21 protein-coding genes are annotated in these 15,457 nt (G+C 50.7%); all 21 read left to right on the forward strand.

The genetic code is table 11. The features are described 5' to 3' along the window. The first annotated feature begins 76 nt into the window (after nt 1-76). Complete coding sequence (locus tag ACJJIQ_RS05050) at nt 77-970, forward strand: hypothetical protein (protein ID WP_445363902.1); 894 nt, start codon at nt 77-79, stop codon at nt 968-970. Between the two features lie 25 nt (nt 971-995). Continuing rightward, complete coding sequence (locus ACJJIQ_RS05055) at nt 996-1,241, forward strand: hypothetical protein (RefSeq protein WP_445363903.1); 246 nt, start codon at nt 996-998, stop codon at nt 1,239-1,241. A gap of 44 nt (nt 1,242-1,285) precedes the next feature. Then, a complete protein-coding gene (locus tag ACJJIQ_RS05060; protein WP_445363904.1) occupies nt 1,286-1,951 on the forward strand; it encodes a hypothetical protein in 666 nt (221 codons plus the stop codon). 155 nt (nt 1,952-2,106) lie between these two features. Beyond that, entirely contained in the window at nt 2,107-2,547 is a 441-nt protein-coding gene (locus ACJJIQ_RS05065) for a DUF5675 family protein (RefSeq protein WP_445363905.1), read from the forward strand. Next, nucleotides 2,547-3,041, forward strand: a complete 495-nt coding sequence (locus tag ACJJIQ_RS05070; RefSeq protein ID WP_445363906.1) for a hypothetical protein — start codon at nt 2,547-2,549, stop codon at nt 3,039-3,041. The genes ACJJIQ_RS05065 and ACJJIQ_RS05070 overlap by 1 nt, the downstream gene beginning before the upstream one ends. After that, nucleotides 3,038-3,286, forward strand: a complete 249-nt coding sequence (locus tag ACJJIQ_RS05075) for a hypothetical protein (protein ID WP_444893433.1) — start codon at nt 3,038-3,040, stop codon at nt 3,284-3,286. The genes ACJJIQ_RS05070 and ACJJIQ_RS05075 overlap by 4 nt, the downstream gene beginning before the upstream one ends. Next, a complete protein-coding gene (locus ACJJIQ_RS05080; protein ID WP_445363907.1) occupies nt 3,276-4,013 on the forward strand; it encodes a hypothetical protein in 738 nt (245 codons plus the stop codon). The genes ACJJIQ_RS05075 and ACJJIQ_RS05080 overlap by 11 nt, the downstream gene beginning before the upstream one ends. Nucleotides 4,014-4,110: 97 nt before the next feature. Next, nucleotides 4,111-4,632: a hypothetical protein gene (locus ACJJIQ_RS05085; RefSeq protein ID WP_444919103.1), complete on the forward strand. Its 522-nt coding sequence runs from the start codon at nt 4,111-4,113 to the stop codon at nt 4,630-4,632. After that, nucleotides 4,604-6,595 carry a terminase gpA endonuclease subunit gene (locus ACJJIQ_RS05090; RefSeq protein ID WP_445363908.1) on the forward strand — a complete coding sequence of 664 codons (1,992 nt, stop codon included), beginning with the start codon at nt 4,604-4,606 and terminating at the stop codon, nt 6,593-6,595. The genes ACJJIQ_RS05085 and ACJJIQ_RS05090 overlap by 29 nt, the downstream gene beginning before the upstream one ends. Further along, nucleotides 6,596-6,811 carry a DUF6148 family protein gene (locus tag ACJJIQ_RS05095; protein WP_445363325.1) on the forward strand — a complete coding sequence of 72 codons (216 nt, stop codon included), beginning with the start codon at nt 6,596-6,598 and terminating at the stop codon, nt 6,809-6,811. Continuing rightward, complete coding sequence (locus ACJJIQ_RS05100) at nt 6,811-8,295, forward strand: phage portal protein (protein WP_445363326.1); 1,485 nt, start codon at nt 6,811-6,813, stop codon at nt 8,293-8,295. The genes ACJJIQ_RS05095 and ACJJIQ_RS05100 overlap by 1 nt, the downstream gene beginning before the upstream one ends. A gap of 9 nt (nt 8,296-8,304) precedes the next feature. Further along, nucleotides 8,305-10,353, forward strand: a complete 2,049-nt coding sequence (locus ACJJIQ_RS05105) for a ClpP-like prohead protease/major capsid protein fusion protein (RefSeq protein WP_445363909.1) — start codon at nt 8,305-8,307, stop codon at nt 10,351-10,353. A gap of 87 nt (nt 10,354-10,440) precedes the next feature. Beyond that, nucleotides 10,441-10,812 (forward strand): capsid cement protein, encoded by a 372-nt coding sequence (locus ACJJIQ_RS05110; RefSeq protein ID WP_445363910.1) that lies wholly within the window; start codon nt 10,441-10,443, stop codon nt 10,810-10,812. A gap of 7 nt (nt 10,813-10,819) precedes the next feature. Further along, nucleotides 10,820-11,116, forward strand: a complete 297-nt coding sequence (locus tag ACJJIQ_RS05115) for a head-tail joining protein (protein ID WP_445363911.1) — start codon at nt 10,820-10,822, stop codon at nt 11,114-11,116. A 164-nt stretch (nt 11,117-11,280) separates the two neighbouring features. After that, nucleotides 11,281-12,159, forward strand: coding sequence for a hypothetical protein (locus ACJJIQ_RS05120; protein ID WP_445363912.1), 879 nt, complete (start codon nt 11,281-11,283; stop codon nt 12,157-12,159). A gap of 281 nt (nt 12,160-12,440) precedes the next feature. Beyond that, nucleotides 12,441-12,659, forward strand: a complete 219-nt coding sequence (locus tag ACJJIQ_RS05125; protein ID WP_445363913.1) for a hypothetical protein — start codon at nt 12,441-12,443, stop codon at nt 12,657-12,659. 521 nt (nt 12,660-13,180) lie between these two features. Beyond that, the gene (locus ACJJIQ_RS05130; protein WP_445363914.1) at nt 13,181-13,840 is read left to right on the forward strand and encodes a hypothetical protein; all 660 of its coding nucleotides are present in this window, start codon (nt 13,181-13,183) and stop codon (nt 13,838-13,840) included. Nucleotides 13,841-13,913: 73 nt separating this feature from the next. Continuing rightward, nucleotides 13,914-14,321 carry a phage tail terminator protein gene (gene gpU, locus ACJJIQ_RS05135; protein WP_445363915.1) on the forward strand — a complete coding sequence of 136 codons (408 nt, stop codon included), beginning with the start codon at nt 13,914-13,916 and terminating at the stop codon, nt 14,319-14,321. Nucleotides 14,322-14,347: 26 nt separating this feature from the next. Continuing rightward, on the forward strand, nt 14,348-14,761 hold the full coding sequence (locus ACJJIQ_RS05140) for a phage tail tube protein (RefSeq protein ID WP_445363339.1): 414 nt from the start codon (nt 14,348-14,350) through the stop codon (nt 14,759-14,761). Nucleotides 14,762-14,763: 2 nt separating this feature from the next. Next, on the forward strand, nt 14,764-15,189 hold the full coding sequence (locus ACJJIQ_RS05145; protein WP_445363340.1) for a phage minor tail protein domain-containing protein: 426 nt from the start codon (nt 14,764-14,766) through the stop codon (nt 15,187-15,189). Then, nucleotides 15,189-15,455, forward strand: a complete 267-nt coding sequence (locus ACJJIQ_RS05150) for a hypothetical protein (RefSeq protein WP_445363341.1) — start codon at nt 15,189-15,191, stop codon at nt 15,453-15,455. The genes ACJJIQ_RS05145 and ACJJIQ_RS05150 overlap by 1 nt, the downstream gene beginning before the upstream one ends. Nucleotides 15,456-15,457 lie beyond the last annotated feature (2 nt).

Below are 15,457 nucleotides of genomic sequence, written 5' to 3' on the forward strand. Positions count from 1 at the left end.
TCGGGGCTGTCCGGTGTTTTTTCAAGGATAGGTAAAACAATATGACCCTTTCATTTATTCCTAGGGGGGCTGCTGCATGATTCGTAGAAGTGCTCGACCGTCTTCAAATTACTTGGTGGTCTCAAATTCCGTTGTGTGTGATCGCCGTATTTCTTTCGCGGCTGGTGGCTTGCTACTGCATTTGTTGTCGAAGCCGGATCATTGGGAGGTTTCCCCTTTGGCACTGGCTAAAGAGGCTCAGGAGGGCAGGGATAAAATCTACAAGCTGTTGGGTGAGTTGATCGACGCTGGTTATTGCCAGCGAATTACTCGGCGTGGTGAGCGGGGGAAAATAGTCGGTACAGACTATGAAATCTCGGACATGCCACGAAATGCTGATCCACTTCCTGAAAACCCGGATACGGATTTACCGGATACGGATTTACCGGATACGGATTTACCGGATACGGATTTACCGGATACGGATTTACCGGATACGGATTTACCGGATACGGATTTACCGGATACGGATTTACCGGATACGGATTTACCGGATACGGATTTACCAGATACGGGTTTACCGTATCCGGATTTGCCGACACAAGAAAGTAAAGATACTAAGAAAGTAACCACTCTAGAAAATAACCAGAGAGAGAGCGGTCAGGGTGGTGCCCTTGCTGTCCGTCAGGAACCCGCCCCGCCATCGAAGCGTGGTACCCGCCTTCCCGATGATTGGCAGTTAACCCAAGAATTTTACGATGAGGCGGCCAAGACGCGGCCAGAGGTGATGCACCAGATCTACGACATTGCGGCCAGCTTTGGTGATTACTGGAAATCTCAGTCGGGCAAGCAGGGGGTACGGCGTGATTGGTTGGCGGTGTGGCGCAACTGGGTGAGGCGCGAAAAGTTTATTCCACCGCAGCGAATAGCGCCCCAGCAGCGAACACGGGACCGGCCAATCGGTGAAATGCTGACAGACACTGGCTGGTAAACACGGATTTTCAAGGAGCGATGCTATGACCGTTGTGACCCTCATCAAGGCGAAAGAGCGAATTATGACTACCGTTGCGAGTAGACCCTTAGCGGTATTTCGCACGGATAACCCTCGCCAAGTGGATTTGGTGTTTGCCCATACGGTGGTGACTCAAAATAAAATTCGACAGGTGCATGAGGATTATTTGGGGACTTTCCATCGGGATAATCTGCATGTGGCGAGAAAGGTTTTTCAGGAGCATTTCGATAGTTTTCAGCAGGCTGCGTAATTGTTCCGGTTGAGGTTACCATTTGATGTCTTGGGGGGAGTGATATGAGATTCGATACTGCGAGACAGGCTTGGCATGATGCGTTCGATGGGTCGGCAGCGGCGTTTGATTACGAGGCCATGGGCGGTAGGAGTACGGCCACCCTAAGCACGCGCCGGGGCCGGAAGGTGGTTATTCGTGGTGAGGTGCAGGGCAAGGCGGATCAAGTCATTTGCCGGATAGATGCGCCGCGAGTGAGTGGCACTGAGACGGTTGTGGGGAAGGGAAGCGGTAGCCGGATTATGGATGCCTGCGAGAGGGGAATAATTCAAAACGTTGTTGCTAAGTTGCGGGATAGTGATCCGTTGGCTTATTGCTGGGGCATGGCTGCCTATGCTCCTCCGGCAAAAAGATTTAAAGAGCGGGCGGCGTTGTTGCAGTTCTTGATGTCTGAGTTCGATAAGTGGGAGGAGCCGCACCCGCGCGAGAAGGTTAGCCAGTTGGCGTTATTTTGTATTAGTGCGTGTGCGTTGCGGGATGTTAATGGGCGCAAGGTAGATGTGAAGCAGGCGCGGGTTATTGTTGGTTGTCAAAAATCCACGTGGGATCAGGAGTGGAAGAATATTTGGAGGAAATTACAAAGGCGTTTAGATCCGCTCCCTGCTCGTGCTCTGGGGCCTGTGTCTGAGGTTGTCGAGGGTTACAAAGAAAAGTTGCTGAAGGTGGGTTGACAGACTTTGACCCAGGATGGTACTTTTTTTCTAGCTTGCGGTTTTTCCGCTTGCAACAGAAACCCGGCTCCCCCAGCCGGGTTTTTTCGTTTTGAATCGCTCATTTTTCATCCTTGTTAATGTTCTTTATGGCGCTCTTTTGGGGCGCCTTTTTTTTGAATTCTATTTGCTCTGCAATGCAGGGCACTGAGCGCAAACACATGGACTGCAATTTACAACGATTCGCCTATGGGCCTGATGCCACATTGGGGCGACTGAGAGTGCGCGACTGTGTGTTTTATACGGTGGAGCGCCCTTGGTTGGGTAACCGCCCATTTGAGAGCTGTATCCCCGAGGGTATTTATTCTTGTGAGGCGTATAGTTCACAGCGATACCTCAATGTGTGGGAACTGCTGGAGGTTCCTGGGCGCTCAAAAATATTAATCCACACGGCTAATTATTCCTCTGATGTTCAAGGCTGCATTGGTGTTGGTTCTGGTGTGGCTCCGGGTGGCTGGTGGGTGATGCAGTCACGCAAGGCAATGGGGCAACTGCGGGATATGTTGCCGCCTAACTTTAATCTGACAATTACGCACTATGTGCCGGAGTATCCGTGATGGGTATTTTGTCTGGAATAACAGGGTTGTTCAGCAGTAACGCTAAACCCGTGGACGATATCCTCGACAAGGATAATGGGCTACTGGTGCGGGCGGGGGGTTGGATTGATGGCTTGTCTTACACCGAGCAGGAAAGCGCGGAAGATGCGAAAGAATTAATTCGCCATGCCTCTGAGGCCCGCAAGCAAATTATCAGTACGGTGGTGGCTCATGTTGAGAGCACGGCGAGTGAGAATACGCAACGCAGCTTAACCCGGCGCTTTGCGGCCTTGGCCATTATTCGCATCGAGATGTTTTTAGTATTGGCCTCTGTGGTGGTGTGGCCGTGGGATGCTGGGTACGCGAAGTTTATTTGGTCTGTTGCTGGGTCGATGCTGATGTTCGGTGCTTTCTCGGCAGTGATCATTTTCTTCTTTGGTTCTTATGGGATCAGCCAGCACATCATGAAGCCATTGGCTGCGGTAAAAGGCGCAGCGAAGAGGGTGGTTCAATGAGTCCAACTGATGCAGCAAATACAGCAATGGAGCGGCTGATGATATGGATTGCGGGAGTGGGTAGCGTGACAGCTCAGGTTGCATCGGCGTTTGAGCAGTATGTAATTACCTACGGTGCATTCACCACCGGCCTGCTTTCTATCGCGGTGTTTGCTTATTACCGGCATCAGGATATCAAGCTGAAGCGTGAGCAGATGAAGCGGGGGGAGGATAACCCTGCTGAGGAGCTGAGCGATGGACGTTAGTATCAAGCTGGATACCTCTGTATTTGATCGCGCTTTAACGGAGCTTAAACGCCACTTGCCCTATGCCAGTTCAGTCGCTCTGAATAATGTGGCATTTCGTATTCGAGGTGAGGAGCGTTCAGAAATTGGGCGAGTTTTTATGAACCCAACACGACTAACTCAAAACTCCGTATTGGTAAAGAAGGCCACTAAACGCTCGGGTGTTGCCAAAATATATATTCGTGATGAAGCGACTAAAGGCACAGCACCCAGTAAATATTTGGCCCCTGCAGTGTTTGGCACTAGTAGGAATGAAAAGCGATTTGAGCGTGCTTTGCGACATGCTGGCTTACTACCTGCTGGGATGTATGCGGTTGCAGGTGACGGCGCTAAGCTAAATAAATATGGAAATATTTCAGCAGCGACTTATACCAAAATCCTATCGCAGGTACGTGCTAGCAGTGACCCAACGCAGAACGCCACTAATAGCAAGCGCAGCAAGTCCAAGCGGGGCATCACTAAGGGCTACTTCGTTGGAAAGATTGAAGGCACCTTAGGTGTGTGGCAGCGGGTAGGGTACAAGCGGCGCAGATCCGTTAGGCCCATTCTTATCTTCGTAAAAAAGAAACCAAACTATCGCAAGCGCTTCCCCTTCTTCCGAATTGCCGAGGGCATAGCGCGGCGACACTTCCCGATTGAGCTTGATAAGGCAATGGATCGCGCCATTGCGACAGCCAAGCGGCGTTGACCTAAACGTCAACGGGTCCTCCTGAGAAATCCGTGATACGGGTAATTCGGACCCCGTTTTTTTAACAGCTATCTGAAATTTCCTAGGGGGTTATACCTTGGCTGACAACCCATCACTTAATGATCAGGCCACTCAGTCGGGGTTCGCTCGGCTGGTGGGAACTTCTCAACCGGCAATTGCTAAGCATGTGCAGGCTGGGGTGTTGCCGCAAGGCTCTACTTACAGCGTGTGGCTGCAAGTTTATTGTGAGCGGCTGCGTACTGAAGCTGCTGGCCGTCAGGCTAATGAAGCTCGTAATCAGAAAGACTTAGCTGATGCGGATAAGGCTAGGATGAGCGCGGAGAAAATTAGACGCGAATTATACCGAGAGGATCAATTAATAGTTGATGTTGAGTCTGTACGTAAGGTGATGGTGGAGTGGTCCACCATTGGTAAGAATGAATTTTTAGGAGCGGTAGAAAGCATCCTTATTGCTATCGAAAGTCAGCATGCCATTACCGTCGATCGAGAACCCTTACAGCCTAGTATTGACGCTGCCCTCAGAGCTATTGGTAGTTACGAGATCGAATCTCTCGCGCCTAGTGAAGGAGGTGCGGGAAACCTGGATACCGCAGCCTAAAGTCCCGCTGATTGAGTGGTTGCCGGAAAATATCAAACTGCCGTCAGAGGATAGTGATAACGCCGGTTATTACCGCAACGATTATGTGCCTTATTTCTGGGGCGTAATGCACGCGCTGGATAGCCCGGTGTCCTGGATGGTGGTGATGCAGAAAGCCGCGCAGATCGGCTGGACGGTTTTACTGGCCACCGATATCTGCAAGGTTGCCGCTACTGAGCCAGCCCGCATCCTGATGCTGTTCCCCAAGGATGAAAAAGGCCGGCTGTTTATGGATGAAAAGCTGGTACCGATTATCGAAGGCTCACCAGCAGTGAACCGGGTGATCGATGTCACCACCAGCCGCAAAGGCGGCAGCCGCTCAACGCGAAAGAAATTTCCCGGTGGTGAGGTGCGCACCATTGGCTCCAACTCAATTTCCAATGTGAAATCTACTTCAGCCCGTCGGGGCTATGTGGAGGAGCCTGACGATACCAACAAAGATGTCGGTGATCAGGGCGATTCCATTCGCCACCTGCGCGAACGCCTCAAGCGCATGCGCAACAAGAAATTAATTATCGGTGGCACCCCGGCGGTTGCGGATCTCTCCCAGGTAGAGCACTACACCAAACTCGGCACCATGCGTGTGTTACCGATTACCTGCCACGACTGCGGTGAGTCTCATGTGTTGGATTGGGAAAACGTCAGCTGGCTGGAGAAAGAGGGCGGCACACCGCACCCGGTATTCGGTCTGCACCAGCCAGAAAGCGCAGTGTATGGCTGCCCGCACTGTGGCAGTGAATGGGATGACTACCGCCGTCAGGCCAATATTTTGCAGACCTGCAAAACCGCTCTGGAAAATGGCGATGACTTTGCCGGCTGGGTAAAGACCCAATGCGGTGAAGACTTTGGGCAAGATGAGATCGAACCGATAGAAACCTTTATGGAGCTATCGGAGCTTTATGTATGTATCCCCGGCACTGGCCTTGCCGATGTAGTGCGGGATTTTCTCGAAGCGGAACACGAAGCGAAAAGCGGCGATGAATCTGCCCGCATTGTTTTTCAGAACAACAAACTGGGCCGGCCCTACCAGTACGCCGCCAGCCGCTTGCTGGACCATGAAAAGCTGCAAGAGGCTGCCGAGGATTACCCGGAATTAGTGTGCCCTGCCGGTGGCTTGCTGGTAACGGTCGGCATCGATGTTCAGCACGACCGCCTCGCAATCACCATTCGCGCCTTTGGCCGCAATGAAGAATCCTGGCAGATGTACTGGGGCGAGATCGATGGCGATACCGCCGATAAAAAAGATGATTGCTGGTCAGCTCTGGATAAGCTGGTGTTCCAAAGTTTTGAGCACGAGCGCTTCGGCGAAATTCGCGCAGCGGCGGTAAGTATCGACTCCTCCGATGGCGGCACCAGTAACGCGGTGTATCACTGGGTACGAACCCGCGATAAAAAATATCGCGGCGTGCTGGTGATGGCGATTAAAGGTGACAGCAACGACTTCGGCACCAAGGAAATATTCAACCAGCCCCGGCAGGTGGATTTTAACAACCCCAAGCGCCGCACCAAGGCAGACCGCTTTGGGGTAAAGGTATATATGGTTGGCACCCACAAAGCCAAAGACCTGATGGCCAAGCGGCTGCTCGGCACCAGTGCCTATATGCACAGCTGCAAGCATGTGCGGCAGGATTACTGGGAGCAGGTGACTGCTGAAGTCAAAGCCCCCAGCAAGAAAAATAAAGGCCGGGAAACCTGGCAGCCACGCCCAGGCCGGCCCAATGAAGGCACCGATACCGAGGTCTACGCCCTGCACGCCGCCCACGCCATGGGCATGCACAAATACAACGAGAAAAAATGGTCCACCATCGAATCGCGCCTGGGCCAGCGCACGCTATTTAGCGAACCTCAACAAACACCCGAACAGCCCATCGTTAAAAAACCAAGGCAGCCCGCGCAGCCAGCCGGCTCTCTACTGGATAGTTAAATGTCTAAAACGCCTCAAGAAATGGTCGACCTCTATATTGAGGCCGAGATAGACGTGCTCGCCGGAAAAACCACGGTCATTAACGGCCGCCAATTTACCGCCGAGAACCTGCAGGAAATCCGCGCGGGCCGTCAGGAGTGGGAGCGCCGCGCAACTGCTGAAACCTTAAAGGCCGCCGGCAAACGCCCTGGGCCCGCCTACGCGAATTTTTGCTAATGAATAAATTAGATTCTGTCATCGGGTTTTTTGCACCCGAGGCTGCCCTGCGCCGCGTACAAGCCCGGCGCGCCCTGGAGATTGCCGCCGCCTATGAAGCTGCGCGCCCCAGTCGCCTGCGCAAAAACCCCGGTGATAACCGCAGCGGCGACCTGGTGGTTGAAGGCAGTGTGGAAACCCTGCGCGGCCAGGCAAGGCACCTGGAGCAAAACCACGATTTTGCCTTTGGCATCCTTACAACCCTGGTAAACAACATTGTTGGCCCACGGGGCATCGATGTGGAATTCCAGCCTAAAACCTGGGATGGCGATATCCATGACGGCCTCGCCAGCCAAATGAATGACGCCCACAAGGAATGGGCGCGGCGCCCGGAATGCACCCGGCAATTCAGCTGGGGAAAAGCCCAGCGGCTTTTGTGCAATACCTGGCTGCGCGATGGTGAAACTTTAATGCGGCACTTGCAGGGCACAGTGCCTGGATTAAAGCACCGCACTTCCGTGCCTTATTCCATCGAATGCCTGGAACCGGACTTCCTGCCGGTGGATTACAACGATCCCAGCAAGCGCATTGTGCAAGGCATTCAAAAATCCGCTTGGGGTGAGCCTGCGGGCTTTTGGTTGTACGACGAACACCCCGGAGCCTCATTTAACTGGCGAATGAAGCGCAGGTTTCACAGCGCTGAAAATATCGAGCACCTGAAATTTGTACGCAGGCTGCACCAGACCCGAGGGGTTTCCATCTTTGCAGCGGTAATGAATCGCCTTACTGATATTAAAGACTATGAAGAAAACGAGCGTGTCGCAGCCAAGATTGCATCAGCCATGGTGGGCTTTATTCAAAAGGGCAGCCCTACTGAGTACGAGCATGATGGTAGTTGGGATGATGAAGGAAACCGCACTCTCGATATCCGTGCCGGCGCCATCTATGACGATTTACGCCCTGGAGAATCTGTCGGCACCATTCAAAGTAATCGCCCCAGTGGTCTGCTAACGCCCTTTTTGGAAACCATGCACCGCATGGCTGCCGCCGGCACCATGGCCAGCTTTAGCAGCATCAGCAAAAACTACAACGGTAGTTATAGTTCGCAACGCCAGGAACTGGTGGAGCAGTGGGGAAACTACGAAACCCTTAGCCTGGAATTCTGTGAGGAAATTGTAGAGCCAGCCACCCGCCGTTGGGTGCAAATGGGTTTACTGGCGGATGCCTTCAAAGTGCCGAGTGATGTCGATCCATCCACATTAATGCATGTCGATTTTATTACCCCGGTGATGCCCTGGATTAATCCGATCCATGAAGCCAGTGCCGATGAAACCCTGCTGGAAAATGTACTGGCCAGCCCACAGCAGACCATCCGCCGCCGAGGCAAAAAGCCGGACGATGTAATTAAGCAAACTGCTGCCTGGCAGCGGAAGCTCAAACAAAACGACATTACCACCCCAACCAAACGCGAAGCCGTACCCGCGCAAGAAACTGAATCTGAATAGGAGGCAGCCATGCCGAATAAATCCTGGTACAGCATGACCGCTGCCGCCAATACCAGTGAAGCCGATATCTATTTGTACGATTACATCGGCTACTGGGATATGACTGCAAAAGACTTTGCCCGAGACCTCAAAGCCCTTGGTGATGTCAGCAAGATCAATCTGCATATCAACTGCCCCGGCGGTGATGTGTTCGACGGCACCGCCATTTACAACCTGCTTAAAGACCATAAAGCCGAAGTAGAAACCTGGATTGAAGGCATCGCAGCCAGTATGGGCAGCGTGATCGCCCTGGCCGGGGATACGGTCCATATCGCCGAGAATGCCTATTACATGGTGCACAACCCCAGTGCCGGTGTTCGCGGTGACGAGCATGCCCTGGAAAAAACCAAGAGCCTGCTGGCCAAAGTTAAAGCCACCATGAAAAGCCTGTATTCCTCCCGCTCCGGAATGTCGGATGAGGACATCAGCCAGGTGATGGATGACGAGACTTGGTATACCGGCACAGAAGCGGTAGAGGCCGGCTTCGCCACCGATACCACCGCAGCCATCGAGATGGCCGCCAGCTTCAGTGCTGATCACTTAAATCAATTTAAAAACACCCCTCAAGCCATTAATGCATTGGTCATGCAGGGGACCACTGAATTTAGATTCCCGTCTGCGGTTGCAGGCAATCCAACCCAAACCCAAACCAAGGAAGCGCAAGCCATGCCTAAAACCACCTCCACCACGCCAGCTGCAACCGCTGCGCCCGAGGTTACTCCAGAAATGAAAGCGCAGATTGCCGCTGATGCCAAAGCGCAATTTGCCGCCGATGAGAAAAAGCGCAAAGACGATATCACGGCCGTATTCAAAGGCTTCGAAGCGCACAGTGTTGTGATGCAGGAATGTCTCAATGATATGGACTGCACCGCCGATAAAGCCAAAGACAAACTGCTTGAAGCCCTCGGCAGCCAAACCCCAACCCCCGTGCAAAGCTACAGCGTGGTGGTGCAAGAGGGCGAAGGCATTAAGCGCATGAAAGCCGATGCGGAAAATGCGATTGCTGTACGTGCCCTCGGTGAAAAACGCACGGAGGGCAATGAACTCAGCGGCTACAGCATGATGGAAATTGCCCGGATTCTGATGCAGGCCCACGGCCAAAGCCTGTCCGGACTGGATAGAATGGGTGTGGTTGCCGCAGCCTTTACCCATAGCTCGGGTGACTTCGCAACGGTGCTCGGCAATATCGCCAATAAATCCATGCTCAAAGGTTATGAAGAAGCACAGGAAATCTTCCCGCGCTTTACCAGTGTCGGCAACCTCAGTGACTTTAAACTAACAACCCGCACAGACCTGGGCAGCTTCCCCTCACTGCGCCAAGTGGCACCCGGAGCAGAATTTAAATATGTGGAAATTGGCGAGCGTGCCGAAACTGCTGCACTGGCTACTTACGGCGAACTCTTCTCCATTAACCGCCAGGCAATCATTAATGACGACCTGGGCGCATTTACCCGAATCCCGCAAAAGATGGGCCTCGCCGCCGTGCGCACCGTGGGGGATCTGGTATTCAGCATCTTGCTCAACAATCCCAAAATGGCAGATGGAAAAGCCCTGTTCCATGCAGATCATGGCAACCTAGCCAGCGCCGCTCTAATCAATACGGCCAGCATTGATGCTGCACGGGTGAAGATGGGCAAGCAAAAGGATGGCAGCGCAGTGCTCAATATCCGGCCCAAGTTCCTGCTCTGTGATATTGCCGACGAGGGCAGCGCAAAGGTTGCCCTGGAATCCGAATTCGAAGTGGGCGAATCCACTAAAAACAACACCACTCCAAACAGCGTGCGCAATATTGCCGAAGTGCTCTCTGATGCGCGCCTTAGCGGACACAACGGCTGGTACCTCAATGCCGACCCGGTAGCGCACGACACCATCGAAGTGCTCTATCTGGATGGCCAGCAAGCCCCGGTGTTAGAAGAGCAAAATGGTTGGAGTGTTGATGGGGTCGAATTCAAGGTCCGCCTGGATGCCGCCGCCAAAGCCTGGGATGCAAAAGGCATGGTGAAAACACCCAAAACCTAATCTCAATTCCAACTGAAATTAAATCGGAAAGGGCCGCACTACGCGGCCTTTGTTATTTCTACAGCTTTACCCACTGAGAGAAAGATTATGGCTACGAATTTTGTACAAGATGGGCGTATGCTCGATTTCACCAACAACACCAGCGCAGCGATTACCTCTGGCCAGGTGGTAATCGCAGGTGCCGTCCTGGGTGTCGCGATGGACGATATCGCCGTGGGCGCATCCGGTGTGATTGCCATTGATGGCGTATTCACCGTGCCCAAGGTATCCGCCGCAGAGATCAATCAGGGCGAAACCCTCACCTGGGTGGTTGCCTCCAGCTCATTCGATGATAACGCCGCCACCGCAGCCACTGGCGATATCACCGGCTCCACCGCCTTCGCAGCAGAGGCTGCCGGGAATGGCGTTACCAGTTTTGCCGTCAAGTTTACCGGCGTACCGGGCACTGTTAAGGCCTAGGTGACTCATGGACCTGGACCAAAGAGCCGCAGAACGCGCGTTTCGCAAATGGGGCAAGGCCGCTACCTATACCGATGGTAGCGGCGCTGAGCCTATTGATTGCAAGGTGATCTTTGATCAGGAGATCGACGAGTTTGAGGAGGATGATCGTTTGCGGGTAGCGCGCATTGAGCTGAGCCTGCTGGTGAGTGAGGTGGGTACTTACAACTCAGAGGCAGTGATTACGCTGGGTGGTGTGGCCTATACGGTGCGCAAGCGGTTGGCGGATGATGGGGTGGTTTGGCGGGTGTTGGTGGATGGGTAGGTCGATTATTTACCTAAGTGGTTCGGTAGTGCCAAGTGATCGTATTCAAGTGATTCAGTAGAAGAAGATGGTGTATTGGCGTAAATTTGTATCAGAAATAGTAGTCAAAATAATAGTGGTCATGATGACCACTATATAAATGTTATCTGAACTAGGAGGTTGGGATGCAAGGAGTATGTCGGCTTTGCCAATCTGAATCGGCGTTAAAAGAAAGTCATTTCATTCCAAAGTTCATTGGAAAATGGGTAAAGAAAACAGGTGTTACTGGCTACCTTCGGGAAGGTAACGAAGTTCATAAGCGTGCTCAGGATATCGCGAAAGAGTATTGGCTTTGTGGAGATTGTGAAGAGCTGTTTTCAGACTGGGAACGAGAGTTTGCAAACAAGGTTTTTTATCCATTTGCAGATAAAGGTGAATCTGTAGCAAATTATGGTGAATGGATGTCAAGGCTATGTGCCTCGTTGTCTTGGCGAACTCTTACATATATACGTAGTAAGAATGAAGCCGAGAAAAAATCTGACGAGTACAACAAATCTCTCGATGTTGCTGAGCAACACTTGCAGAAATTTTTGCTGGGCGAGGAATCGAACTTATACCAGTATGAGCAACATGTATTTCCGCTAGAACGAATTGAGTCTACAACAGAAACAGGGTTGCCACCAAATATCAATAGATATTTTTTGCGTACAATGGCGATGGATATTATTGGCAACTCAAAAGATTTATACATATACACAAAACTCCCCAGTTTCATTATTTTGGGAATAGTTAAAGCAAGTGATCTGAAAAAGATGAGATCTAGCAGAATAGCCATTAAACACGGAAAGATTAGCCCAAGAGAATATTGGTGGCCTGATGGTTTTATCAATTACATTGTTGAGAAGGCCCAGGCAGTATCAGATGCATACGACCAAATACCAGAAAAACATAAAGCTAGTTTTGATGAATACATAAGGAAAAACCCGGATAAAGCGGCAAACTCAAAATTATTTGAGGCGTTCAGCTATGATCACGATCAGTTTGGAAAAAAAGTATTCAGATAACAAATTGCTGCTAGGGCCAAACCTACGCTATGCTTCGGATTGCCCCAGGGCGCGACGTTTATTTTACCCAGTCCAAAGATAAGGAGATAGCTTGGATTATAAAAGTGATGATAAGAAACTAGAGATTAACGTTAACGATTTAGCTTCTAGGATCTTAAAGATGTCTGATGAAGACCTTTCCAAGTCCGTTGACTATGCAGAGCTTCAAACTGTCATGCTGGCAATATTAGATCTACGAAGACAAATCGATTAACTGCATTTTTCAGCAGAAGGAGTTGTGTATGTCAAAAATCATGGTTAATGAATCAGAATTCATTGATGCTATAAATGAAGAGCTTCAGAATCACCCTTCTTATGAAGAAGGTATGAAGGTATTTGGAGTTCCAGAAGGTGGAACTAGGTTGAGTGGTTATGATTGGAGTGGTCCAGATAGTATGTTTGGAGTTCTAGCTCAGGTAGTTGCAGAGGTTAACAAAAAATACGAGTTAGAGGTTTCCTAACTGCGATTTAAAAATATAACAAGGCGCTCAAAATGGGCACAAAACGCCTAGCGGCTTTTCGGTCCATTTAGCTTAGCGTTAACCGCTACTAACCCCTGAGTAGCAATAAAAAACCCTACTAGTCACCGCTGGTGGGGTTTTTTATTGCCTGCGGCAGCGGGCTGTATAGAAAACCATATATTTGGAGTGATTAACTGGAGATTGGGATAGGGGTAGCCTGACCCCAGGCTGAGGGCTTGACAGCTCCGTGCGGGTTGGTGGACACTGAGAGAACTAGAACATTCTCAGCGGTTACCGCACCCGACAGCCTCGCGGTTTTTTTGTGCCTGCAATTTGGCACGCCTAGCTTTTAACCGCAAGGAAATAGCGCTCGCCCAATTCTCACTCTCCTTTGGGTGTTCAGCAGCTGCCGCCTTTTTCATATGGTAGGTTTGTTAGATTTTAATACAGTCTCTGTGATAGGTTGGCAACAATGAGGTTGTTGTAATTTCTAAATAGTTGCTAAACGTCATAGGTAGCATATGAACGAATTTTCTTTTAAGCCGGCCCCCTATAGTCTCCAGCTTCACCCTGTTAATGCCAATCTAATAGATAAGCGAATCTCAGTGTTGAAAGACGCTTTCTTGAAGGTTGAAAATATTCATAAATCTGAATATGACACTATGTGCGATAGATATAGGGAGGTTTACGACGATCCAGAAATGGAAAGGGTGAAAGAGCTTTTATCAGATGATATACGAGAACTCGACCACTTTTTCTTTAGAGTGCATAGGGTGGGTGCGATTTTGGGGTTGTATGCATTTCTTGAAAATTCTATGACGGTTATTTGTCGGCAAAAGGATGAGGAGTTCGGGCAAGTCAGCTCGAGAGATAAAGGGATAGTGCGATGTAAACAATTTCTTTCTAATAACTTTGAAGCGGCTAATTTCGGCAATGGTGATTTAGGGCGGTTGTGGAGTAAGATTGTTAATTTTCAAATCTTAAGAAATAGTTTGGCTCACACTGAGGGTAATACTGAGTTGCTTAAGCCAGAAAGAGTATCCAAGTTAGAAAATACTGATGGCCTCTATTTTGAAGGAGAAGACGTCATAATGATTGAACGTCATTATGTGCTTGAATCTATGGGTTTGGTAAGAGATTTCCTGGTTGAGGTACTCAAAATAAGTGATTCACAAAGTTAAAAGTTTGATTAAGTAAGATCCTAAACCCGCATCAGCGGGTTTTTTTATGCCCGAAATTCCTGGAGCAATCCCAATGACCCAACGCATCACCATCCGCGATGCCGTACTAAGCAAGTTAAAAAACCTATCCGGCTACACCTTCCCCCCGGCCGGTACCACAGAGAGCATCTGCCCAGAAAAACTACCGGCGATTGTGGTGGGCTTTGCGAATGAACCGATCGTCCACCAAATGGACGGCGGCACCAGCCGGCAATTGGATCTCACTATTGCCGCAGTAGTGAAGAGCAGCGGAGATATTTATGTCGAGCTGGATCACGCAGCGGCCGATATTGAGAGCGTCCTGCAAGATGACTCTCTTGAGGGCACCTGTGACTTATTCCTGCTGAACCAAACGCAATTTGCCCTGGATCAAGATCACCCCCTGGGCGAAGTGCGTCTTACTTACAGCGCCCAGTATTCCAGTGAACCCACAGACTTTTAATTACTCAACCCAATGAGATCATAACTATGGCACAAGGTTACAAAACCAAGTTTTATCGCAGTGATGATGGCAGCTCCTATTCCCCGGTGGCGGGCATGTTGGATCTTGAACCCGGTGAAGAGTCCCGCGGTTCTGTCGACATGACCCCGATGGATGGCACCAGCGGCTATATGGACTACGACCCCTCCGGCTTGCGCGATGCCGGTGAGGTTTCCATTACTTTGATCTGGAAAGAGAGTGACAGCGGCCAGCAGGCACTGCGTTCAGATTACGACTCCGATACCAATAAGCATTACAAGGTTGAATACCCAGAAGGCACTACCGTGGAATTCACCGGCCATATTACCGGCTGGGGTAAGGCGGTACCCAAGGATGACAAGATCACCCGCACCGTGAAGTTTAAGATTTCCGGTAAACCCTCCGTAACCGCAGGTAGCTAACCATGAGTTTTGTAGCTGCGCCTATTTTAGAATCTGAAACCGTGTCTTTCGGTCAGCAAGAAGTCGAGCTTTTTGAGCTGAGTGCCTACCACCGCTGTGAGTATCTGCAAAAAACTACTGAAGATATTCCACTGCCCCAAGATGAAGAGTTGCCGGAAACTCAGCTGGAGACCTTTGGCCAGCTTTGGGCTTTTCGTATGGGGGAGGTGAGTAAGAAACTGCTGCTGGTTGCCTATGCTATCTGGATGAAGCCGGACTGTCAGGATTCACTGGAAGATATTCATCAGCGGTTGATTCGCGGTGTTACGCCTAAATTGATCGATGTGCTCTATGTCCCTGCGGCTAAGCTATCCGGGCTGTTTGTCGATGTCCAAACTGAAGAGGCGGATAGCGAAACAGAAAGCGAGGAAACCGAAAAAAAAGGCTAGTGCCGGGTTTCTACTTTGCCCGGCAACTCGCGCGGGATTTTAATCGTCCCGACTATTTCAATATGTTGCGCTCCATGAGTTCTACCGAGTTGGACCACTGGTATGAATTCCACGCCGAGCGGCCCTTACAGACCGAAGTCCAGCAGTGGCAGCTCGCCCATATCGCTGCCGGCACCCTGGGAGGCAAAGTCTCTCAATACCTGCCTCAGTTGCACAAACCCAAAACCGTGCAACAGCAAATCGCAATCTGGAACTCCATGAGTTGAGC

It is taken from the genome of Microbulbifer maximicatervae (SeqCode), assembly GCF_052468295.1.

Coding starts and splice junctions, on each gene's coding strand:
- ACJJIQ_RS05075 (WP_444893433.1), top strand. CDS start 3,038: ATGAGTCCAACTGATGCAGCAAATACAGCAATGGAGCGGCTGATGATA.
- ACJJIQ_RS05055 (WP_445363903.1), top strand. CDS start 996: ATGACCGTTGTGACCCTCATCAAGGCGAAAGAGCGAATTATGACTACC.
- ACJJIQ_RS05125 (WP_445363913.1), top strand. CDS start 12,441: ATGTCAAAAATCATGGTTAATGAATCAGAATTCATTGATGCTATAAAT.
- ACJJIQ_RS05080 (WP_445363907.1), top strand. CDS start 3,276: ATGGACGTTAGTATCAAGCTGGATACCTCTGTATTTGATCGCGCTTTA.
- ACJJIQ_RS05095 (WP_445363325.1), top strand. CDS start 6,596: ATGTCTAAAACGCCTCAAGAAATGGTCGACCTCTATATTGAGGCCGAG.
- ACJJIQ_RS05060 (WP_445363904.1), top strand. CDS start 1,286: ATGAGATTCGATACTGCGAGACAGGCTTGGCATGATGCGTTCGATGGG.
- ACJJIQ_RS05115 (WP_445363911.1), top strand. CDS start 10,820: ATGGACCTGGACCAAAGAGCCGCAGAACGCGCGTTTCGCAAATGGGGC.
- ACJJIQ_RS05070 (WP_445363906.1), top strand. CDS start 2,547: ATGGGTATTTTGTCTGGAATAACAGGGTTGTTCAGCAGTAACGCTAAA.
- ACJJIQ_RS05140 (WP_445363339.1), top strand. CDS start 14,348: ATGGCACAAGGTTACAAAACCAAGTTTTATCGCAGTGATGATGGCAGC.
- ACJJIQ_RS05130 (WP_445363914.1), top strand. CDS start 13,181: ATGAACGAATTTTCTTTTAAGCCGGCCCCCTATAGTCTCCAGCTTCAC.
- gpU (WP_445363915.1), top strand. CDS start 13,914: ATGACCCAACGCATCACCATCCGCGATGCCGTACTAAGCAAGTTAAAA.
- ACJJIQ_RS05120 (WP_445363912.1), top strand. CDS start 11,281: ATGCAAGGAGTATGTCGGCTTTGCCAATCTGAATCGGCGTTAAAAGAA.
- ACJJIQ_RS05145 (WP_445363340.1), top strand. CDS start 14,764: ATGAGTTTTGTAGCTGCGCCTATTTTAGAATCTGAAACCGTGTCTTTC.
- ACJJIQ_RS05105 (WP_445363909.1), top strand. CDS start 8,305: ATGCCGAATAAATCCTGGTACAGCATGACCGCTGCCGCCAATACCAGT.
- ACJJIQ_RS05050 (WP_445363902.1), top strand. CDS start 77: ATGATTCGTAGAAGTGCTCGACCGTCTTCAAATTACTTGGTGGTCTCA.
- ACJJIQ_RS05110 (WP_445363910.1), top strand. CDS start 10,441: ATGGCTACGAATTTTGTACAAGATGGGCGTATGCTCGATTTCACCAAC.
- ACJJIQ_RS05100 (WP_445363326.1), top strand. CDS start 6,811: ATGAATAAATTAGATTCTGTCATCGGGTTTTTTGCACCCGAGGCTGCC.